We start from the raw sequence: 21,137 nt of genomic DNA on the forward strand, positions 1-21,137 counted from the left end.
TGGCGACGAGCCGCTCTGTCCGCCGCGCCGGCGAAGAATTGACGCGCGGCAGGCGGCATCCGCCTGAGCCGGTCCGCAGCAGGTGCGCAGCAAACCAAACCTCGAGCCACATGCCCGGGCATCACCCACCTCGACGCCGATCCGCATGAAACAACCTTCCGCCTTGTCGGCGCTCGTCGAAGCGCTGCGCGCGCTGCCCGGAGTCGGGCCGAAGTCCGCGCAACGCATGGCGTACCACCTGATGCAGCACGACCGTGACGGCGCCGAAAAGCTCGGCCGTGCGTTGCTGTTCGCGACCGAGCATCTGCAGCACTGCGAGAAGTGCAATACCTTCACCGAAGCGCAAGTCTGCGAGGTGTGTCTCGACCCCGAGCGCGATCCGACGCTGCTATGCGTCGTCGAAACGCCTGCCGACCAGATCATGCTCGAGCAGACCATGACTTATCGCGGTCTGTATTTCGTGCTGATGGGGCGGCTCAGTCCGCTCGACGGCATCGGTCCCAAGGAGATACATTTCGACCGGCTGGTGAAGCGCGCGTCGGACGGCGTCGTGAAGGAAGTGGTGCTGGCCACCAACTTCACCAACGAAGGCGAAGCCACCGCGCATTACCTCGGGCAAACGCTCAAGGCGCGTGGTCTGTCCGTCACGCGCCTCGCTCGCGGTGTGCCGGTGGGCGGCGAACTGGAATACGTCGACGCGGGCACCATCGCCCGCGCGATGCTCGACCGCCGCTCGATGTAGCCGCGCTTGCGCGGCGGCGGCCCGCAGCGTCGAGCGAGCCCGGTGTGAGCAGTGCGCGAGTGCAACGCGGCTGCAAGAACATACACAAGGAGACTATGAGCGCAACTTCCCAACCGGGCGCGAACGAGGCGCCGCAAAGCTCGCCAGAGGACGCGTCCCAAAACGCGTCCCCAAACGCGTCCGAACACGCACCCGAAAACACACCACAAACCGCACCTGGCCCGCTTGCCGGCGTGAAAGTACTGGAACTCGGCACGCTGATCGCGGGCCCGTTCGCGGCCCGCTTTCTCGGCGAATTCGGCGCCGAGGTCATCAAGATCGAAGACCCGAAAGGCGGTGATCCGCTGCGCAAGTGGCGCAAGCTCTATCCGGAAGTGGGCGGTACGTCGCTCTGGTGGGCTGTGCAGGCGCGCAACAAGAAGTCGGTCACGGTCAATCTGAAGGCAGAAGAGGGCAAGAAGATCGTGCGCCGCCTCGCGCGTGAAGCGGATATCGTCGTTGAGAATTTCCGGCCTGGGTTGCTGGAAAAGCTCGGGCTCGGCTACGACGTGCTCTCGGCGGAGAATCCCGGACTCGTGATGGTGCGGCTCTCGGGCTACGGCCAGACCGGGCCCTATCGCGACCGGCCCGGCTTCGGCGCGATTGCCGAGTCGATGGGCGGTCTGCGTCATATCACCGGCTATCCGGATTTGCCGCCGCCGCGCATCGGCATTTCGATCGGCGACTCGATCGCGGCGCTGCATGGCGTGATCGGCGCGCTAATGGCGCTGCACCACAAGCAGGTGAACGGCGGCAAAGGCCAGATTGTCGACGTCGCGCTGTACGAGGCCGTCTTCAACATGATGGAAAGCGTGGTGCCCGAATACGGCGTGTACGGCATGGTGCGCGAGCGCACCGGCGCGTCGCTGCCGGGCATCGTGCCGTCGAACACCTATCCGTGCCGCGACGGCAGCATCGTGATCGGCGGCAATAGCGATCCGATCTTCAGGCGCCTGATGCTCGCCATAGAGCGCGAGGATCTCGCGAACGACCCCGCGCTCGCGCATAACGACGGCCGCGTGCCGCGTACCCAGGAAATCGACTCGGCGATCGCCGCCTGGCTTGCAACACGCACGATCGACGAAGCGCTCACGGTGCTCAATGCCGCCGACGTGCCTGTCGGACGCATTTACAGCGTGGCCGACATGTTCACCGATCCGCAATACATGGCGCGTCAGATGATTCAGCGTTTCAAGTGGCAGGACGGCCGCGAGATCGCCTTGCCCGCGGTCACGCCGAAGCTCTCGGCAACGCCCGGCGAGACGCGCTGGCTCGGCCCCGAACTGGGTGAACATACGGATGAAGTCCTGCAATCGCTAGGTTATGATGCAGACCACATCGCAAGGTTGCATGCGCAACAAGTTGTGTGAACCACGCGAGAGCACCGCAGACGCCCGCGGGCATGCGCGCAAGACGCCCGCTGCGGGCCACAAATAGAATCGCAACAGCAAAGATTGCAAGAGCCTCGGAGACAACGAACATGCATCGCAGAAGCTTCCTCGCCGCTACCACCGCGCTCGCGGGCGCCACGCTGACGGCCACGCCGCTCGCCTTCGCCCAGGGCAAGCTGGAAACCACCAAGGTTGCCATTGCTGTGGGCGGCAAGAACCTCTTTTACTATTTGCCGCTCACCATTGCCGAGCGCCGCAATTTCTTCAAGGACGAAGGACTCGAAGTCGAGATCTCCGACTTCGCGGGCGGCTCGCAAGCGTTGAAGGCGGCGGTGGGCGGCAGCGCGGATGTCGTGTCCGGCGCCTTCGAACATACGCTGCTGTTGCAGGCGCAAAAGCAGTCTTTCCGCGAGTTCGTGCTGCAGGGCCGTGCGCCGCAAATCGTACTCGCGGTGTCGAAGAAGACCATGCCCAACTACAAGTCGATCGCCGACCTGCGGGGCAAGAAGATCGGCGTGACCGCGCCTGGATCGTCCACCTCGATCATGGCGAGCTTCGTGCTGGCCAAGGGCGGACTGACCGCGAAGGACGTGGCGTTCATCGGCGTGGGCGCGGGCGCCGGCGCGATTGCCGCACTGCAGTCCGGACAGATCGACGCCCTTGCGAACCTCGATCCGGTAATGACCAAGCTGGAGCGCAGCGGCGACATTCGCATCGTCTCCGACACGCGCACGCTCGCGGATACGCGCAGCGTGTTCGGCGGCGACATGCCGGCAGGGTGCCTGTATGCGTCGCAAAGCTTCATCACCAAGAACCCCAACACCACGCAGGCGCTCACCAATGCCATGGTGCGCGCGCTCAAGTGGCTGCAGACGGCAACGGGCACAGAGCTCATCAACACCGTGCCCGAGAGCTACCTGCTCGGCGACCGCGCAGTCTATCTCGACGCCTGGCAGCACGTGAAGGAAGCGATGTCGCCCGACGGCCTGATGCCGGCCGACGGCCCCGCCACGTCGCTGAAGACCCTGCAGGCGTTCGACGCCACGGTGCAGGGCAAGCCAATCGACGTGTCGAAGACCTGGACGAACGACTTCGTGAAGAAGGCGCTGGCCACCGCCAAGGCGTGACAGCGCGCCGCGACCCACACCGAAACCGATCCATCAAGCGAGTCGAACGATGACCGTTGCAGCTCTGGCGCTCGAAAACATCACTTGCACTTTCGCCGCGCGCGAGAACCGCGCGCAGCGCTATACAGCGGTCAAGGACACCACGTTGCGGATCGCGCCAGGCGAGTTCGTCTCCGTGGTCGGGCCGACCGGTTGCGGCAAGTCCACGTTGCTGAACGTCGGCGCGGGCCTGCTCGCTCCGTCGGCGGGCACGGTCAGCGTGTTTGGCGAACCGCTCGCGGGCATCAACCGGCGCGCGGGCTATATGTTCCAGGCGGACGCGCTCATGCCCTGGCGCTCCGCCATCGACAACGTGACGGCCGGCCTCGCGTTCCACGGCGTGCCCCAGCAGCAGGCGCGCACGAAGGGCGAGGAGTGGCTCAAGCGCGTGGGTCTCGGCGGTTTCGGCGACCGCTATCCGCATCAGCTCTCGGGCGGCATGCGCAAGCGCGTTGCGATGGCGCAGACGCTGATCCTGGACCCGGACATCATTCTGATGGACGAACCGTTTTCCGCGCTCGACATCCAGACGCGCCAACTGATGGAAAACGAGCTGCTCGAGCTGTGGGCCGCAAAGCGCAAGGCGGTGCTCTTCATCACTCACGATCTCGACGAAGCGATCGCCATGTCCGACCGCGTGGTGGTTCTGTCGGCGGGGCCGGGCACGCATCCCATCGGCGAATTCACGATCGATTTGCCGCGCCCGCGCGACGTCGCCGAAATCCGCTCGCATCCGCGCTTTGTCGAGCTGCACGCGCAGATCTGGAGCGTGCTGCGCGACGAGGTACTGAAGGGTTACCAGCAGCAGTTGACCGCCGTGTGAGGGTGCGCGGATGCAGCGCGTTTCAGGTCCATCAATCGTGTAAGGCAAACCGAGGCAAATCGAGTCATGTGGAAGACGTTGCGCCCGAACCGGGCGAATCTGGTGATCTGGCAATGGCTGCTGCTGGTGCTGTGCTTCGTGCTCTGGTACGTGCTGACGAGTCCGACGCTATTGCCCGCGTTCTATTTCGACGATCCGAACAAGGCGGCTTTCTTCTTCGGCGAACCGCAGAAGGTTTTGCTGCGCATCTGGGAATGGTTCACGAGCGGCGAGATCTATCTGCACCTGTGGATCACGCTGCTGGAGACCGTGCTCGCGTTCGCGCTCGGCACGGGAATAGGGCTCGGTGTGGGCTTGTGGCTTGCGCTGTCGCCGCTTGCGAGTGCGCTGTTCGATCCGTACATCAAGGCCGCCAACTCGATGCCGCGCGTGATTCTCGCGCCGATCTTCGGGGTGTGGTTCGGCCTTGGCATCTGGTCCAAAGTCGCGCTCGGCGTGACGCTGGTGTTCTTCATCGTGTTCTTCAACGTCTACCAGGGCGTGAAGGAAGTGAGCCCGGTAGTGCTCGCAAATGCGCGCATGCTCGGCGCGAACGGCAAGCAACTGCTGCGCTACGTCTATCTGCCGAGTGCGATGAGCTGGGTGTTCTCGAGCTTGCACACGTCGGTGGGCCTGGCGTTCGTGGGCTCGGTGGTCGGCGAGTATCTCGGCTCCGCGCGCGGGGTCGGCTATCTGATTCTGCAGGCGGAGGGCACCTTCGATATCAATACCGTGTTCGCCGGTATTTTGGTGCTGACTGCATTCGCGCTGATTCTCGACGCGATTGTCGGGATGGGCGAGCGGCACCTGATGAAGTGGCAGCCGAAGACTAGCGACACCGAGAAACTGTAGTCGCCGCGAGCGCCTCGATCGCTTATGAAACAGCGTGTGGTTCGCTTGAGCCACACGCTGTTTTCGTCTGGGGCAGGGAGCGCAGCGCGGGTTCGCTGTGCGGCAGCCCGCGGCCGCACTCTGGTTACGGCGTGATCACCACCTTGCCGATCACGCGCCGCTCGGCCATGTCGCGCAGCGCGCGCGCCGTTTCGTCGAGCGGATAGCGGGCGGACACATACGGCTTGAGCTTGCCTTCGCCGATCCAGCCGACCATCTGCGCGAACGCCGCGTGATTGCGCTCTGGCTCCCGGCGGGCAAAGTCTCCCCAGAACACGCCGACCACGCTCGCGCCTTTGAGCAGTGTCAGGTTAAGCGGCAGCTTCGGAATCTCGCCGTTCGCAAAACCGACCACCAGATAACGCCCGCGCCAGCCGATGCTGCGAAAGGCCGGCTCCGAGTAGACGCCGCCAACCGGATCGTAGATCACGTCGGGGCCCTGGCCGTCGGTGAGCGCCTTGATGCGCTCGCGCAGATCTTCGGTGCTGTAGTTGATGGTCGCGTCGGCGCCATGCTCGACGCACACGGCGAGCTTTTCATCGCTCGACGCGGCGGCGATCACGCGCGCGCCGAGCGCCTTGCCGATTTCCACCGCCGCGAGGCCGACGCCGCCCGCCGCGCCCAGCACGAGCATCGTCTCGCCGGCTTGCAGCGTGCCGCGATCCACCACCGCGTGATGCGCCGTGCCGTACGCGAGCGTGAACGCCGCCGCCAGTTCAAAGTCGACGCCGTCCGCGAGCGGCACGCAGGCCGACTCGCCCGCGAGAGCCTGCTGCGCGAAGCCGCCGGAACCCGTGAACGCGACCACGCGCGAACCGGGCGCAAACTGCGTGACCCCCGCGCCGACCGCTCGCACGATGCCGGCGACCTCGGAGCCTGGCGTGAAGGGTAGCGGCGGCTTGAACTGGTACTTGTTCTCGATGATCAGCACATCGGGAAAGTTGACGGAGGCGGCCTTCACGTCGATCACGACGTGCCCCGGCGGCGGCTCGAGATCGGGCAGATCTTCGACGGTGAGGCTCTCAGGCGGTCCGTATTGATTGCAGCGAATCGCGCGCATCGTGTCTCCATTCAGTCAGGGTTCGCAATGGCTTCGAGTGTAAAGCATGCGCACGACCGTACGCCTCGCGGCTGCGGCGCGGGCGCTTCCCACAGGCGGCGCGCCAAGCTTGCCGTGTCGTTCGCGCGCCTTGTTTCCTCGGTTACAATCGCCGGATGCGAATCCTACTCAGCAACGACGACGGTTATCTGGCGCCCGGCCTGGCCGCGCTTTACGAAGCGCTCAAGCCGCTTGCCGACGTGACCGTGATGGCGCCCGAACAGAATTGCAGCGGCGCGTCCAATTCCCTGACGCTGTCGCGGCCGCTGTCGGTCCTGCGCTCGGCAAACGGCTTCTACTACGTGAACGGCACGCCGACCGACTCGGTTCACATCGCGCTCACGGGCATGCTCGACCACACGCCCGACCTCGTCGTCTCGGGTATCAACAACGGCCAGAACATGGGCGAGGACACGCTCTACTCGGGCACCGTCGCGGCGGCTACCGAAGGCATCATGTTCGGCGTTCCGGCCATCGCGTTTTCGCTCGTCGACAAGGACTGGGTCCATCTCGAAGACGCGGTGCGCGTCGCCGCGGAGATCGTCGCGCATTACCTCGCGCATCCGCTGCCGGGGCATCCGCTTCTGAACGTCAATATCCCGAACCTGCCGTATGAGGAGTTGCGCGGCTGGCGCGTCACGCGTCTTGGCAAGCGGCATCCGTCGCAGCCGGTGATCCGCCAGACCAATCCACGCGGCGAGCCGATCTACTGGATCGGCCCCTCGGGCAGTGCACGCGATGCGAGCGAAGGCACCGATTTCCACGCGGTCGCCAACGGCCATGTCTCCATCACGCCGCTGCAACTCGATCTGACTCACACGCAGATGCTGCCCGCAGCACACGACTGGGCCCGCGCGGGCAGCGGCGCTTCATGACGAACGAGCGCGCGAAGCGCTTCCCGCTGGGTCTCGAGGACCTGGTGCGCGAGCCGCGCCGGCCCGAAGGCCGCCCCGGGGAAATCCGCGCGGCGGCGCTTGCGGCGAGTGCCGCGCTCAATGCGCGGGCGCAGCCGGCGAAGAACCCGCAGGCCGGTGCGGCAGGCAAGGCGCAGCCGAAGCAGGGCAAAGCGTCCGCGTCGGTCGCAACCAGAGCAGCAGTATTGGCGCCGCCCAGGCCGCTTGCCGCACCGGCGCCCGTGGCAAAAACACCGGCGCGTCCCCTCCAGCAGAACGCCAGCGCAGCGCGCCCTGTGCCCGCGACTGCTGCTGCGGCGTCGCCCGCGCGAACGGCCGGCAAGACTGCCGGGCCGGCTTCTGTGCCGGTGAAATCCGCGTCGGCTCGGCCCAACGAGCGCGGCAGCGCGCCGAACGTCGCGTTGAACGGCGCAATGGCATTGACCTCGGAACGGGTTCGCGAGCGCATGGTCGAACGCCTGCGAGCGAACGGCGTGACCGATCAGCGCGTGTTGAGCGCCATGTCCGTGGTGCCGCGTCATATGTTCGTCGACCCTGGGCTCGCGGTTCAGGCCTATGAGGATGCCGCGTTGCCCATCGGACATCACCAGACTATCTCGAAGCCGTCGGTGGTCGCGCGCATGATCGAGCTCGCCGCGGCCGGCCGTGCACTGAACAACGTGCTCGAAATCGGTACGGGTTGCGGTTATCAGGCGGCGGTGCTGAGCCAGGTGGCGCGCGAGGTGTATTCGATCGAGCGGATCAAGCCGTTGTCCGAGCGCGCGAAGACAAACTTGCGTCCGCTGCGAATTCCGAATATCCGGCTGCACTATGGCGACGGACGTCTGGGGTTGCCATCGGCGGCGCCTTTCGACGCGATCCTGATCGCGGCGGCGGGCCTCGACGTACCGCAGGCATTACTTGAACAACTCGCGATCGGCGGCCGTCTGATCGCGCCGGTCGGCTCGCAGGAAGGGCAAAGCCAGGTGCTGACGCTCGTCGAGCGCCTCGGGCCGGCGCAGTGGCGCGAGTCGCAGCTTGATCGCGTTTTCTTTGTACCCTTAAAATCCGGAGTGATTTGACACCGATGAGTATGTTGCGCGCGATGCAAAGAACCACCCTGAACGTCCCCATGTCCGTCACCCAGCGTAGCGTGTGCGTGCTCGCCTTGTCCCTGTTGATGACAGCTTGTGCATCCCGGCTCGACCAGGCGCCGGTCGTGGACCGCTCCGGCGGCAACGTGCTCGGCACGCAAGCCGCGCAGCAACCGGCGGTGCCGCTCGGCCCGCCGCCGCCTGGCTACTATCGCGTGAAGCCGGGCGACACGCTGTATCGGATCGCACTGGAGAACGGCCAGAACTACCGCGACATTTCCGCGTGGAACAATCTCACCAACCCCAATCAGATCGAGGTCGATCAACTGCTGCGCGTGGTGCCTCCGGGTGCAAACACCGCCGCGTTGACGCCTGGGGTGGCGACCGCGCCGATCGGCAGCAATGGCGCAGTGCAATCGGCGCCGCTCAATGGCAACGCGCCGGCAACGGGTGCCGCAGCCGGCGTCGCGGCGCCCCCAATCTACGGCTCGAGCACGAGCAGCGCCGCACTCACGCCGCCGTCGGCTGCCGCTGCCGCGAGCGATTCGAATGCCGGCGCATCTGGCAATACGAACTTCTCCTGGCCTGTGCGCGGACCGCTGCTCGGCACTTTTAACGATTCGACAAACAAAGGCGTGAATATTGGCGGTTCGGCGGGCGAGGCAGTCAAGGCTTCGGCAGACGGCCGCGTGGTTTATGCCGGAAATGGGCTGCGTGGCTACGGCAATCTCATTATCATCAAGCATGACGCAACTTATCTCACCGCGTATGCACACAACCGCGCTTTGATGGTAAAAGAGGGGGACGCGGTGACGAAGGGGCAGAAAATCGCCGAGATGGGCAACAGCGATTCAGACCGCGTCATGTTGCATTTCGAAGTTCGCCGGCAGGGTAAACCTGTCGACCCACTGAAGTATTTGCCGCCGCAATAAGCGATACGACCATGCCGAAATCGAAGCGCCGCCTGCCGCAAGCCGAATCTGAAACGATCAGCGATGCCACGTCCGCTTCGGTGGACGACAGCGGCGCGTCGGAAGCGGAAGAAGAGCTTGCAGAGGAGCGCGAGCTCGACGACCGTCAGAGCGCGGAAGAAGGCAGCGAGGGCAGCGAGGCGCGCGAGGGCGCAAGCGAGGCGGTCCCGGACGCAGACGACTTCCGGGCGCTCCTGCAAGCCGAGCTGACGGCAGACACCATCCAGCACTATCTGAACCGCATCAGCGTAAAGCCGCTCCTCACGGTCGAGGAAGAGCAGAAATACTCGCGTCTCGCGAAGGCGGGCGAGTTCGAGGCGCGGCAGGTCATGATCGAGCGCAACCTGCGGCTTGTCGTCAGCATCGCTAAGGGTTATCTGAACCGCGGCGTGCCTCTTCTCGATCTGATAGAAGAGGGCAACCTCGGCTTGATGCATGCCATCGAGAAGTTCGATCCCACCCGGGGCTTCCGGTTTTCTACCTACGCGACCTGGTGGATCCGACAGAGTATCGAGCGCGCGATCATGAACCAGGCGCGCACCGTGCGGCTGCCGGTGCACGTGATTCGCGAGCTCAACCAGGTGCTGCGGGCCAAGCGCCATCTGGAAAAAAATTCGATGAATTCCGGCGAGGCCGCCGAGCGGCGCGACGCCAGCATCGACGACATCGCTTATCTGACCGGCAAAACCGCCGACGAAGTCACGGACATTCTTGCGCTGAACGAGCACACGGCCTCGCTGGATGCGCCGCTCGATCTCGATCCTGCCAGCAGTCTGCTCGACCTGTTGTCGGACGACCAGAGCCAGTCGCCCGACGCGGAGGTTCAGCATCGCGAGCTCGAAACGCTCACGCGTGCGTGGCTCGCCCGCTTGTCGGACAAGCATCGCCACGTGATCGAGCGGCGCTTCGGTCTGAACCACATCGAACCGGCCACGCTCGAAGAGCTGGCCGACGAAATGGGCCTCACGCGCGAGCGTGTGCGCCAGATCCAACAGGAAGCGCTTGTGAGATTAAAGCGCTTCTTCGCCTCCAACGGCGTCCGGAAAGACGCCGTTCTCTGACTTGATGACACCTATTCTGGTTTTCGACATCGAGACGATTCCCGATGTCGCCGGCATCCGCCGTCTTGAAGATTTGCCCGCCACGATGAGCGACGCCGAAGTCGCCGAGCACGCGTTCGCCGCGCGTCGCGAGAAAACCGGCAGCGATTTTCTGCCGCATCACCTGCAACGTATCGCCGCCATTTCCTGCGTGTTCCGGGACAACAACGGTTTTCGCGTGCGCTCGCTCGGCACGCCGGAAGACGGCGAAGCGGCGCTCGTCCAGTCGTTCTATCGCGTGATCGAGAAGTACACGCCGCAACTGGTTTCATGGAACGGCGGCGGCTTCGACCTGCCCGTGCTGAACTACCGCGCGCTCGTCAACGGCATTCCCGCGTACCGGTTCTGGGATCTCGGCGAGGACGACCGCGAGTTCAAGTGGAACAACTACATCAGCCGCTACCACGCGCGTCACACCGACCTGATGGACGTGCTTGCCATGTACCAGGCACGCGCCAACGCGCCGCTCGACGCGCTCGCGAAAATGTGCGGCTTTCCCGGCAAGATGGGCATGGACGGCAGCCAGGTCTGGCATGCGTTCCAGGAAGGGCGCATCGAAGAAATCCGCAACTACTGCGAGACGGACGTAGTCAATACGTATCTGCTCTATTGCCGCTTCCAGTTGATTCGCGGCGGGTTTTCCGCCGCGGAGTATGCTGACGAGATCACCCTGGTGAAGAACGCGCTGGCGCTGGAAACGGCGCCGCAGTGGGCTGAATATCTGGCGGCGTTCGACCAGTAGCAGCGCGGCCGTGTGAACGGGCCCGAGGCGCCACGCACGTCGGCTTCGTCTACAATCTCGCCTTTCCCAAGTTTGTCAGGAAGTAGCAGGTGTCCCGAACTGCCCCCCACCGTCGCTCGCCGAAGCGCCCGTCCAGGTACCACAAGGCGCCCGCTGCGGCTGCTCCGGTCGTGCCGACCGGCAATGAGCCGGTCGTCGAAATCGTTTCGCTCGACATGGAAGCGCGCGGAGTTGGCCGCGTCGAGACCGAGGATGGCACGCCCGGCAAGGTGATCTTTGTCGAAGGCGCGCTTCCCGGCGAGCGCGTGAGCTACTCGACGCATCGCAGCAAGCCGAAGTTCGAGCAGGCCGAAGTCGTTCAGGTGTTCCGCGAAAGCGTGATCCGCACCGCACCGAAATGCGATTACTTTGCCATTTGCGGCGGCTGCTCCATGCAGCATCTGGACATTCGCGCGCAGGTGGCGGTAAAGCAGCGCGTGCTCGAAGACAACCTTCTGCATCTTGCGAAGCTGCGCCCGGAAACCGTGTTCCGGCCGATTCACGGACCGGCATGGGGTTATCGCTATCGCGCGCGTCTCGCGGTGCGCTTTCTGCCGGAGAAAGGCGGCATGCGCATCGGCTTTCATGAGAAAAAGAGCAGCTATATCGCAGACATGAAAACCTGCGAGGTGCTGCCGCCGCATGTGTCGGCCATGCTGATGCCGCTGCGCTTCATGGTGCGCAAGCTTTCCATTTACGACCGCATGCCGCAGTTGGAACTGGCGGTCGGCTCGTCGGTCACCGCGCTGGTGGTGCGCAACCTCGAGCCCTTGACCGAGGCCGACGAGCAGGTGCTGCGCGAGTTCGCCGACGAGCACAAGGTGCAGTTCTGGATTCAGCCCGGCGGCCCGGACACGGTCACGCCGCTGTATCCGCTCGACGTGCAGCTCGACTACACGCTGCCCGAGTACGACATTCGCATGCCGTTCAAGCCGACCGACTTCACGCAGGTCAATCACGCAATCAACCGCGTGCTGGTGGGCCGCGCGCTGCGCTTGCTCGCGCCCGCGCGCACGGACCGCGTGCTCGACCTGTTCTGCGGGATCGGCAATTTCACGCTGCCGCTCGCGCGTATTGCGAAAGAGGTGGTGGGCATCGAGGGCAGCGAAGTCCTGACTTCGCGCGCGCTGGCGAACGCAGAGCTGAATGGCGTGGCGGGGCGTACGTCGTTTGCCTGCCGCAATCTCTTCGAAGTCACCGCCGACGACCTGCGCGCGCTCGGCCATTTCGACAAGTTCCTGATCGATCCGCCGCGCGAAGGCGCGCTGGCCGTCGCGAAGGCGCTGGCCGAGATCGCGCAGAGCGGCACGGGGCCGCTGCCTGCGCGCATTGTCTACGTGTCGTGTAATCCGTCGACGCTGGCCCGCGACTCGGGCCTGCTCGTGCACGAGGCGGGCTACCGGCTGGTGGGCGCGGGCGTCGTCAACATGTTCCCGCACACCTCACATGTGGAGTCGATTGCGCTGTTCGAGCGCGACTGATTCTGCGCACCGCGCGCACGCGCTTTGGGCTCGTGCATAAAGCAAAACGCCACGACTGTGAAGTCGTGGCGTTTTGTCGTGAAGCAATCTTGAGCCGGTTTCAGACCGGCGCGCGGCTTAAGCGGCTTAGAACTGCCACCACGACTTCTCCTTGCCCGGCCTTGGCCGACCCGTGACATAGGGGCTGTCGGGGAAGGTGCCGGCGAGCACGCGCTTCGTGTCGTCGGCGAGTTGCGGCTGGTTCAGCTTTTCGTACGACAGCATCATGATGTGCAGCGCGTCTTCGATAGCCGGCGCGTTCTTGTACTCCTTCAACGCGAGCTGCGCGCGGTTGATGGCGGCGACAAAGGCGCCGCGGCGGTAGTAGTAGTCAGCCGCGTGCACTTCGTGCGAGGCCAGCGCGTTCACGATATAGCGCATGCGTTGCGCGGCGTCCGGCGCGTATTTGCTGTTCGGGTATCGGTCCACCACCACCTTGAAGGCGTCGTACGACTCGCGCAGCGACTTGGGATCGCGCTCGCTCATGTCCTGACCGGAAAAGCGGCCGAACAGACCGAGGTCGTCGTTGAAGTGGATCATGCCCTTCAGGTAGTACGCGTAGGCGATGTCCGGATGATCCGGGTGCAGCTGGATGAAGCGGTCGATAGCCTGGTCTGCGGCCGCGGTTTCATTGTCTTTCCAGTTGCAGTACGCAACGTTGATCTGCGCCTGCTGTGCGAAGTGGCCGAACGGGTCGCGGCCTTCGAGCATTTCGAAGTATTTCGCGCACTTGCCGTAGTCGCCGCCGTTCAGGGCGTCGTTCGCCTCCGTATATAATTTGTTGTTGTTCCACGTTGCCGTTTCGTCGGTCTTCTCCGGCAGGCCGTGGCAAGCCGCAACAACCGCGACGGCTGCGGCACACGCAATGTATCCGGCCACTTTCCGGGCCGCGCTCTTCATGGCCTTCAAATTGATCGCCGCTTTAGTGATGGTGTTCAAGGCTCGCATTTTCCAGTCTAGCTTTACGTCCAGGTGACCCAGACTCAATGACCCGCTCAAATACTCCAGGCGCTGCAACCGGTGCCCGGAATAGCAACGAAGATTATAACGTAAGCGCCGACCCCGCCGACGCGTTGGGCCCCGATTCGCTCGACGACGACCTGGGCGCCGAGGCGCTCGGCAAGGCCGCGCTGGCGAGCACCGTGCCGAGCGTCGCGAACCGCGTCACGGACGAAACGCCGCGCACGGTCGTCGTGCCCGACGAACTGGCGGGCGAGCGTCTCGACAAGGTGCTTGCCCGCGTGTTTCCCGAATTCTCGCGCAACCGTCTGCAAAGCTGGATCGAGGCGGAGCGTGTGCGCATCGACGGCAAGCCCGCAAAGATTCGCCAGCCGGTGCCGCTTGGCGCGAGCATCGAACTCGTGCCGGATCTGCTGCCCGAGCAGCTCGCGTTCACGCCCGAGCCGGTGCCGCTCGAGATCGTGTTCGAGGACGACACGCTCGTCGTCATCAACAAGCCGGCCGGCATGGTCGTGCATCCGGCGGCCGGCAACTGGAGCGGCACGGTGCTCAACGGCCTGCTGTACCGCTACGGCGACGCGGCGGCGGGTCTGCCGCGCGCGGGCATCGTGCATCGGCTCGACAAGGAAACCTCGGGTCTGATGGTGGTCGCGCGCACGCTGGAGGCGCAGACCGACCTCGTGCGGCAGTTGCAGGCGCGCACGGTGAAGCGCCGCTACCTTGCGCTCGTGTGGGGCAATATGCCCGAAGAAGGCACGATCGACGCGCCGATCGGGCGCGATCCGCGTGAACGCACGCGCATGGCAGTGGTCACGGGCGCCTCGGGCAAACCGGCGCGCACGCATTTCCGCCGCGTGGACACGGCGATCTGGCAACGGCAGCCGGTGACCGCCATTCACTGCGATCTCGAAACCGGCCGCACCCATCAGATTCGCGTGCACTGCGCACATATCGGCCATCCGCTGCTTGGCGATCCCGTGTATGGGCGCGCGCGCGGCAAGCGCTCGGTCACGCCGCTGCCGGGCGAGTTCGCGCGCCAGGCGCTGCACGCGTGGCGCCTCGGCCTGATTCATCCGAAGACCGGCCGCAGCATGCAATGGCGCGCGGACGTGCCCGAAGACATGGCGGCGCTGTCGGCGGCGCTCGGCCTCGGTCGCGACGATGCAGGCGAGTTCGACGACGCGTACTATGAGGAAGACGGCTACGAAGCAGCGTCTGGCGACGGGCCGATGGAAGACGACTACGACGAGAGCGAAGACGAAGCCGACTCCCACTCCCACCGCATGCAAGACGAGGATGACCGCGCATGATGACAAGCCTGCCCGAACTGAGTTTTGCCGACGTCGTGCAACCCGCATGGAACGTTGCGCCGCGCGTGCGCGCGCTCGTCACGACGCGCAGCGGCGGCGTGAGCGGGCCGCCGTTCGGCCGCTGGCAGGATGGCGCGGACCAGCCCGGCGGCCTGAATCTGGGCATGAAGTCCGGTGACGATCTGGCCGCGGTCGCGGCCAATCGGGCACGGCTTCTCGCGCTTGCCGGAGTGAGCGAGGCGGCCTGGCTTGCGCAGGTGCACGGCGCGCAGATTCTTCGCGCCGAAGACGCGCTGCGCGCAGCGCAGGCAAACGGTACGCCGCCGCAAGCGGATGCAAGCGTCACCGACCGCGCGGGCATAGCCTGCGTGGTGATGGTGGCGGACTGCATGCCGGTGCTTCTGTGCGACGAGGCGGGGCGCGCGGTGGGCGCCGCGCACGCCGGATGGCGCGGGCTTGCCGCAGGTATCGTCGAGCAGACGGCCAGTCGTGTCGCCGCATTGGCCGGCGTGGAGGCGAGTGCGCTGCATGCGTATCTCGGGCCGTGCATCGGCCCCGAGTCGTTCGAAGTCGGGCCGGACGTGCGCGACGCCTTCATGAACGCCGCCCATGCGAATGAACGCGATGCGACCGCAGCCGCGTTCGCCGCGCATCCGCGCAACGCCGGAAAATATCTGGCGGACCTTCCCGCGTTGGCGCGCCTGCGCTTGCAGCGGCTCGGCGTCGCGCGCGTCGTCGGCGGCGATCTGTGCACGGTCAGCGAGCGGGAGCGTTTTTATTCGTACCGCCGCGACCGCGAGACGGGGCGCATGGCCGCGCTGATCTGGCTGGATGACAAAGCCCAGACACTCGGCGACTGACGAACAGGAGCACGGCCCGGCTGCGTACGAAGGGGCGCCGCGAACATCGCAGACCAGCAAGTTGGTCGTACCCCGGCCGCGCGTTTTTTGCTGCACTGCCGGAAGGGTCGGCGAGCCGCCGGCCCCGCCAGTCACCGATGTGCGGCATTGAACGATTATCTGAATTAAGCGTGGCGATACCGCGGTTTTTTCAGCATCCGCCATTCATTTGACATATGTCCGAAAACACCTGTGCGTCTTACAGGGAAAACGATAATTAAAAAACTATCGCACTGCGGCAAAATCGGGAACGAGCATTGACATGCCTTGCGATGGGGAGCAAGAATGTTCCCCACAGCTCCTCGTACATGGGACAGGGCGTGACGAGGTCGCGAGCGATCGCCCACGTGCGCAAGAACCTGCCTCTCAACCGTCCGCAAGGACTTACCGGTCAAAAGCAGGTATGGCAGCTTCTCATTCCTCAGCTTCCCCCAGCACTGACTCCTCGAAGGAGCAAACGCAGCAGGCCGACACCAGCGGTACGACACCGGCCGCGGGCATGCAGCAATTTTTCGACGCATGGTTAAACGCATGGCGTTCGCTCGGTACAGCGGCTGGCGCTCACGCCGTGCCGTTTGCCATGCCGCAGGTTCCTTCCATGCCGGGCGCCACGGCGTGGACTCTGCCTTCCATGCCGTCCATGCCATCGTTTCCTGGCATGCCTGACTTCAGCAAACTCGCGGCAGGCGCAATGCCCGGCATGCCGTCTCTCGCCGGTTTCAATCTGCCGGCCGCGGCAATTCCGCCTGAGCGTCTACAGAAACTGCAAGCCGATTACACGCGTGAAGCGATGGTGCTGCTGCAGCAGGCGAGTGGCAGCGCGGCGCCCAAGGCACCCGAACTCAAGGACCGCCGCTTCAGCTCCGACGCATGGAGCGCCACGCCGGCCTTTGCGTTCACCGCCGCCTGGTATCTGCTGAATGCGCGCTATCTGCAGGAAATGGTCGATGCGCTCGAAGCCGAGCCGAAGGTGCGCGAGCGCATCCGTTTCGCGGTTCAGCAATGGACGGCTGCTGCATCGCCGAGCAACTTCCTCGCGTTGAATCCGGAAGCGCAGAAGACCTTGCTCGAAAGCCACGGCGAGAGCTTGCGCCAGGGCGTGATGAACCTGCTCGCCGACATGCAGCGCGGCAAGATTTCGCAGACGGACGAATCGCGCTTCGTGGTCGGCGAAAACCTCGCGACCACCGAAGGCTCGGTCGTGTTCGAAAACGACCTGATGCAGCTGATCCAGTACAAGCCGCGCACGGCGAGCGTGCGCGAGCGGCCGCTCCTCATCGTGCCGCCTTGCATCAACAAGTACTACATTCTCGATCTGCAGCCGGAGAATTCGCTCGTCGCCCATGCACTCGATTCGGGGCACCAGGTATTCCTGATTTCGTGGCGCAACGCGGACGCGTCCATCGCGCATAAAACCTGGGACGACTACGTGAGCGAAGGCGTGCTCACGGCGATGCAAACGGTCAGCAGCATCAGCGGCCGCGAGCAGATCAATACGCTCGGTTTCTGCGTTGGCGGCACGCTGCTCGCCACGGCGCTCGCGGTGGCGGCGGCGCGCGGCGAACACCCGGCCGCGTCCATGACCCTGCTCACCGCAATGCTCGATTTCGCGGACACCGGCGTGCTCGACATTTTCGTCGACGAGGCGCACGTGCAGATGCGCGAGCAGACCATTGGCGGCAAGAACGGCGCGCCGCCGGGACTCATGCGCGGCATCGAGTTCGCGAACACGTTTTCGTTCCTGCGTCCGAACGACCTGGTGTGGAATTACGTCGTCGACAATTACCTGAAGGGACGCACGCCGGTGCCGTTCGACCTGCTGTATTGGAACAGCGACTCCACCAGTCTGCCGGGTCCCATGTACGTCTGGTATCTGCGCAACACGTACCTCGAGAACCGTCTGCGCGAGCCGGGCGCGGTGACCACTTGCGGCGAGCCCGTCGACCTGTCGAAGATCGACGTGCCCACCTTCATCTACGGTTCGCGCGAAGACCACATCGTGCCGTGGCAGTCGGCCTATGCGTCGGCGCCGCTGCTCACCGGGCCGTTGAAGTTCGTGCTTGGCGCGTCCGGTCATATCGCCGGCGTGATCAATCCGCCCGCGAAAAAGAAACGCAGTTACTGGACATTGGAAGGCGACGCCACGACCTTGCCCGACAACCCGGACGAATGGCTCGGCGACGCGAAGGAGGTGCCTGGAAGCTGGTGGCCCGAGTGGACCGCATGGCTCGACCAGTACGGCGGCAAAAAGATCAAGCCGCGCGCTGCGGCGGGTTCGGAGGACTTCCCGGTCATCGAGCCGGCGCCGGGGCGTTACGTGCGCCAGCGCGAGTAGCATGTTCGCGCGGACAGGACGCAACGAAACAGGCAAGCTGGCTCTTTCACCATTTCGCGAGCAACGAGATTTTTAACTTGACGGGCCGCGGTCGCATTGACCGGCAAGCCCGGAGGATATGGAAATGACTGATGTTGTGATCGTATCGGCAGCCCGTACGGCAGTGGGCAAATTCGGCGGTTCGCTGGCGAAGATCGCCGCACCTGAACTCGGCGCCACGGTGATTCGCGCGGTATTGGAGCGTGCGGGCCTGAAGCCCGAGCAGGTGAGCGAAGTGATCCTTGGCCAGGTGCTGACGGCGGGCTCGGGCCAGAACCCCGCGCGCCAGTCGCTGATCAAGGCGGGGCTGCCCGCGGCGGTGCCCGGCATGACGATCAACAAGGTTTGCGGCTCGGGCCTCAAAGCGGTGATGCTCGCAGCCAACGCGATCATTGCGGGCGACGCGGACATCGTGATCGCCGGCGGCCAGGAAAACATGAGCGCCGCACCGCACGTGCTGCCGGGCTCGCGCGACGGCTTCCGCATGGGTGATGCAAAGCTCGTGGACACGATGATCGTCGACGGCCTGTGGGACGTGTACAACCAGTATCACATGGGCGTGACGGCGGAAAACGTCGCGAAGGAATTCGACATCACGCGCGAACAGCAGGACGCGTTCGCGGCGCTGTCGCAGAACAAGGCCGAAGCCGCGCAGAAGTCGGGCCGTTTCGACGACGAAATCGTGCCGATCGAGATTCCGCAACGCAAGGGCGAGCCGCTGCGTTTCGCTACCGACGAGTTCGTGCGCCACGGTGTCACCGCCGAGTCGCTGGCGGGTCTCAAGCCGGCTTTCTCGAAGGAAGGCACGGTCACGGCGGCCAATGCGTCGGGCCTGAACGACGGTGCGGCGGCAGTGCTCGTCATGTCCGCGAAGAAGGCGGAAGCGCTCGGTCTCACGCCGCTTGCCCGCATCAAGGCCTACGCGAACGCGGGCGTCGATCCGAAGGTCATGGGCATGGGCCCTGTGCCGGCTTCCAAACGCTGCCTCGAGCGCGCGGGCTGGAGCGTGAACGACCTCGACCTGATGGAGATCAACGAAGCGTTCGCCGCCCAGGCGCTCGCTGTGCACAAGCAGATGGGCTGGGACACGTCGAAGATCAACGTGAACGGCGGCGCGATTGCCATCGGCCATCCGATCGGCGCATCCGGCTGCCGGATTCTGGTCACGCTGCTGCACGAAATGCAGAAGCGCGATGCGAAGAAGGGTCTGGCTTCGCTGTGCATCGGCGGCGGCATGGGCGTGGCGCTGGCGGTCGAGCGCGTTTGACGACGATGCGCGCCCAGGCAGTGCTTGCGGGCACCCCGCAAGGTGGCGCCGTGCAGGCGCAGTGTCGAGGGCGTGCGGTTCGCCGCTGACAGCGGCGGCCTCGCCGGCCGGTCGCCCGGCGGCATGGCGGACAGGGTGAGGCGAGGTAGAGGTAGCCGGTTGGAGCAGCCGGCCGGCGCCTCAAGAACGACAACGGAGTCTAGGTTATGACACAGCGAATTGCGTATGTAACGGGCGGCATGGGCGGCATCGGCACCAGCATTTGCCAGCGCCTGCACAAGGAAGGCTACAAGGTCATCGCGGGTTGCGGCCCGAACTCGCCGCGCCGCGTGAAGTGGCTCGACGAGCAGAAGGCGCTCGGCTTCGACTTCGTCGCATCCGAAGGCAACGTCGGCGACTGGGAATCGACCAAGGCCGCGTTCGACAAGGTCAAGGCGGAAGTCGGCGAGATCGACGTGCTGGTGAACAACGCAGGCATCACGCGCGACGTGGTGTTTCGCAAGATGACGCACGAAGACTGGACCGCGGTGATCGACACCAATCTGACCAGCCTTTTCAACGTGACGAAGCAGGTGATCGACGGCATGGTCGAGCGCGGTTTTGGCCGCATCATCAACATTTCGTCGGTGAACGGGCAGAAAGGGCAGTTTGGCCAGACCAACTACTCCACCGCGAAGGCCGGCATTCACGGCTTCACGATGTCGCTCGCGCAGGAAGTGGCCACCAAGGGCGTGACGGTCAACACTGTGTCGCCGGGCTACATCGGCACGGACATGGTCAAGTCGATCCGTCCAGACGTGCTGGAAAAAATCGTCGCGACAATTCCGGTGCGCCGTCTCGGCCAGCCGGATGAAATCGGCTCGATCGTGGCGTGGCTCGCGTCGGACGAATCGGGTTTTGCCACGGGTGCGGATTTCTCGCTGAACGGCGGTTTGCATATGGGCTGAGCTAGTGGCGCGCCGCTCACGAGGCGGCGCGCCCCGCTCGGATGTTCCGGCGGCGTTCCGGTTGCGCAAGTGCCCGATTGCGCAGCCGGCACGCCGTCCGCGCTCTACTTGCGCTCAAAGGCGTTACATGACTACTACTACAAAGAAAGCAGCCGAACGACTGATCAAGAAATACCCGAATCGGCGGCTCTACGATACCGAGACAAGCACGTACATCACGCTGACGGATGTCAAACAGCTCGTGCTGGACCAGGAGGATTTCAAGGTTATCGATGCGAAGAGCAACGAGGACCTGACGCGTGCGATCCTGCTTCAGATCATTCTCGAGGAGGAGAGCGGCGGCTTGCCGATGTTCTCGTCGTCGATGCTCTCGCAGATCATCCGTTTTTACGGCCATGCAATGCAGGGCATGATGGGCACGTATCTGGAGAAGAACATCCAGGCGTTCATCGACATTCAGGCGAAGCTCGCCGACCAGTCGAAGAACCTGTACGAAGGCAAGGCGATGAACCCGGAGGTCTGGTCACAGTTCATGAACATGCAGGCGCCGATGATGCAGGGCATGATGACGAGCTACATCGAGCAGTCGAAAAACATGTTCGTGCAGATGCAGGAGCAGATGCAGAACCAGGCGAAGTCGATGTTTGCGACTTTCCCGTTCGCGCCGGGCGGCGCGAATGCCGCGGCGGCGCCCGCGAATCCGCAGCCGAATCCCGAGCCGGAGAAGAAGTAGGCAGGGTTTGCGGGTCTGACTTCGTGGCCTGCATTGCGGGCCTGAATCCGCAGCCGGTCCCGCGGCACGGGAGGCGACGCGAGTCGGGGCGCGAGCTG

At 64.6% G+C, this 21,137-nt stretch carries 19 protein-coding genes; 17 read left to right on the plus strand and 2 right to left on the minus strand.

What is annotated here, in order from left to right:
* The first annotated feature begins 145 nt into the window (after nucleotides 1-145).
* From recR to F757_RS0109340, 5 genes are all read left to right on the plus strand, one after another.
* A complete protein-coding gene (recR, locus tag F757_RS0109320; RefSeq protein ID WP_027211160.1) occupies nucleotides 146-742 on the plus strand; it encodes a recombination mediator RecR in 597 nt (198 codons plus the stop codon).
* A gap of 95 nt (nucleotides 743-837) precedes the next feature.
* Nucleotides 838-2,151 (plus strand): CaiB/BaiF CoA transferase family protein, encoded by a 1,314-nt coding sequence (locus F757_RS0109325; protein ID WP_027211161.1) that lies wholly within the window; start codon nucleotides 838-840, stop codon nucleotides 2,149-2,151.
* 110 nt (nucleotides 2,152-2,261) lie between these two features.
* A complete protein-coding gene (locus F757_RS0109330; RefSeq protein WP_027211162.1) occupies nucleotides 2,262-3,299 on the plus strand; it encodes an ABC transporter substrate-binding protein in 1,038 nt (345 codons plus the stop codon).
* Nucleotides 3,300-3,348: 49 nt separating this feature from the next.
* The gene (locus F757_RS0109335) at nucleotides 3,349-4,161 is read left to right on the plus strand and encodes an ABC transporter ATP-binding protein (RefSeq protein WP_027211163.1); all 813 of its coding nucleotides are present in this window, start codon (nucleotides 3,349-3,351) and stop codon (nucleotides 4,159-4,161) included.
* Nucleotides 4,162-4,227: 66 nt separating this feature from the next.
* Nucleotides 4,228-5,052: an ABC transporter permease gene (locus F757_RS0109340; RefSeq protein ID WP_025599653.1), complete on the plus strand. Its 825-nt coding sequence runs from the start codon at nucleotides 4,228-4,230 to the stop codon at nucleotides 5,050-5,052.
* A 124-nt stretch (nucleotides 5,053-5,176) separates the two neighbouring features.
* Here the strand turns inward: F757_RS0109340 and F757_RS0109345 are convergent, their stop codons facing one another.
* Nucleotides 5,177-6,151, minus strand: a complete 975-nt coding sequence (locus F757_RS0109345) for an NADPH:quinone oxidoreductase family protein (protein WP_027211164.1) — start codon at nucleotides 6,149-6,151, stop codon at nucleotides 5,177-5,179.
* A 155-nt stretch (nucleotides 6,152-6,306) separates the two neighbouring features.
* On the opposite strand from F757_RS0109345, the gene surE reads away from it, so the two are divergent.
* The 6 genes from surE to rlmD all read left to right on the plus strand — a co-directional run bounded on the left by surE (nucleotide 6,307) and on the right by rlmD (nucleotide 12,510).
* Nucleotides 6,307-7,065 carry a 5'/3'-nucleotidase SurE gene (gene surE, locus F757_RS0109350; RefSeq protein WP_027211165.1) on the plus strand — a complete coding sequence of 253 codons (759 nt, stop codon included), beginning with the start codon at nucleotides 6,307-6,309 and terminating at the stop codon, nucleotides 7,063-7,065.
* On the plus strand, nucleotides 7,062-8,165 hold the full coding sequence (locus tag F757_RS0109355; RefSeq protein ID WP_027211166.1) for a protein-L-isoaspartate(D-aspartate) O-methyltransferase: 1,104 nt from the start codon (nucleotides 7,062-7,064) through the stop codon (nucleotides 8,163-8,165). Before surE ends, F757_RS0109355 begins: the two co-directional genes overlap by 4 nt.
* A 5-nt stretch (nucleotides 8,166-8,170) precedes the next feature.
* Nucleotides 8,171-9,109 carry a peptidoglycan DD-metalloendopeptidase family protein gene (locus tag F757_RS0109360; protein ID WP_027211167.1) on the plus strand — a complete coding sequence of 313 codons (939 nt, stop codon included), beginning with the start codon at nucleotides 8,171-8,173 and terminating at the stop codon, nucleotides 9,107-9,109.
* 11 nt (nucleotides 9,110-9,120) lie between these two features.
* Nucleotides 9,121-10,209, plus strand: coding sequence for an RNA polymerase sigma factor RpoS (gene rpoS, locus F757_RS0109365; RefSeq protein WP_027211168.1), 1,089 nt, complete (start codon nucleotides 9,121-9,123; stop codon nucleotides 10,207-10,209).
* Nucleotides 10,210-10,213: 4 nt separating this feature from the next.
* The gene (locus F757_RS0109370; RefSeq protein WP_027211169.1) at nucleotides 10,214-10,990 is read left to right on the plus strand and encodes a 3'-5' exonuclease; all 777 of its coding nucleotides are present in this window, start codon (nucleotides 10,214-10,216) and stop codon (nucleotides 10,988-10,990) included.
* 89 nt (nucleotides 10,991-11,079) lie between these two features.
* A complete protein-coding gene (rlmD, locus tag F757_RS0109375) occupies nucleotides 11,080-12,510 on the plus strand; it encodes a 23S rRNA (uracil(1939)-C(5))-methyltransferase RlmD (RefSeq protein ID WP_027211170.1) in 1,431 nt (476 codons plus the stop codon).
* Between the two features lie 126 nt (nucleotides 12,511-12,636).
* Here rlmD and F757_RS0109380 read toward each other — a convergent pair whose 3' ends face one another.
* Nucleotides 12,637-13,449, minus strand: coding sequence for an outer membrane protein assembly factor BamD (locus F757_RS0109380; RefSeq protein WP_156923585.1), 813 nt, complete (start codon nucleotides 13,447-13,449; stop codon nucleotides 12,637-12,639).
* A gap of 86 nt (nucleotides 13,450-13,535) precedes the next feature.
* Between F757_RS0109380 and F757_RS0109385 the strand changes: the two genes are divergently transcribed.
* The 6 genes from F757_RS0109385 (at nucleotide 13,536) to phaR (ending at nucleotide 21,039) form a co-directional block, all read left to right on the plus strand.
* Nucleotides 13,536-14,819 carry an RluA family pseudouridine synthase gene (locus tag F757_RS0109385; protein ID WP_027211172.1) on the plus strand — a complete coding sequence of 428 codons (1,284 nt, stop codon included), beginning with the start codon at nucleotides 13,536-13,538 and terminating at the stop codon, nucleotides 14,817-14,819.
* Complete coding sequence (gene pgeF / locus F757_RS0109390) at nucleotides 14,819-15,679, plus strand: peptidoglycan editing factor PgeF (protein ID WP_027211173.1); 861 nt, start codon at nucleotides 14,819-14,821, stop codon at nucleotides 15,677-15,679. The genes F757_RS0109385 and pgeF overlap by 1 nt, the downstream gene beginning before the upstream one ends.
* 538 nt (nucleotides 15,680-16,217) lie before the next feature.
* On the plus strand, nucleotides 16,218-18,053 hold the full coding sequence (gene phaC / locus F757_RS0109395) for a class I poly(R)-hydroxyalkanoic acid synthase (RefSeq protein ID WP_027211174.1): 1,836 nt from the start codon (nucleotides 16,218-16,220) through the stop codon (nucleotides 18,051-18,053).
* A 124-nt stretch (nucleotides 18,054-18,177) separates the two neighbouring features.
* Complete coding sequence (locus tag F757_RS0109400; RefSeq protein WP_027211175.1) at nucleotides 18,178-19,359, plus strand: acetyl-CoA C-acetyltransferase; 1,182 nt, start codon at nucleotides 18,178-18,180, stop codon at nucleotides 19,357-19,359.
* Nucleotides 19,360-19,565: 206 nt separating this feature from the next.
* A complete protein-coding gene (locus F757_RS0109405; RefSeq protein ID WP_027211176.1) occupies nucleotides 19,566-20,306 on the plus strand; it encodes a 3-ketoacyl-ACP reductase in 741 nt (246 codons plus the stop codon).
* 127 nt (nucleotides 20,307-20,433) lie between these two features.
* Nucleotides 20,434-21,039, plus strand: a complete 606-nt coding sequence (gene phaR / locus F757_RS0109410; protein WP_027211177.1) for a polyhydroxyalkanoate synthesis repressor PhaR — start codon at nucleotides 20,434-20,436, stop codon at nucleotides 21,037-21,039.
* Nucleotides 21,040-21,137 lie beyond the last annotated feature (98 nt).

This window comes from Burkholderia sp. WSM2232 (genome assembly GCF_000472545.1).
In the GTDB taxonomy this organism is placed as follows: Bacteria; Pseudomonadota; Gammaproteobacteria; order Burkholderiales; family Burkholderiaceae; genus Paraburkholderia.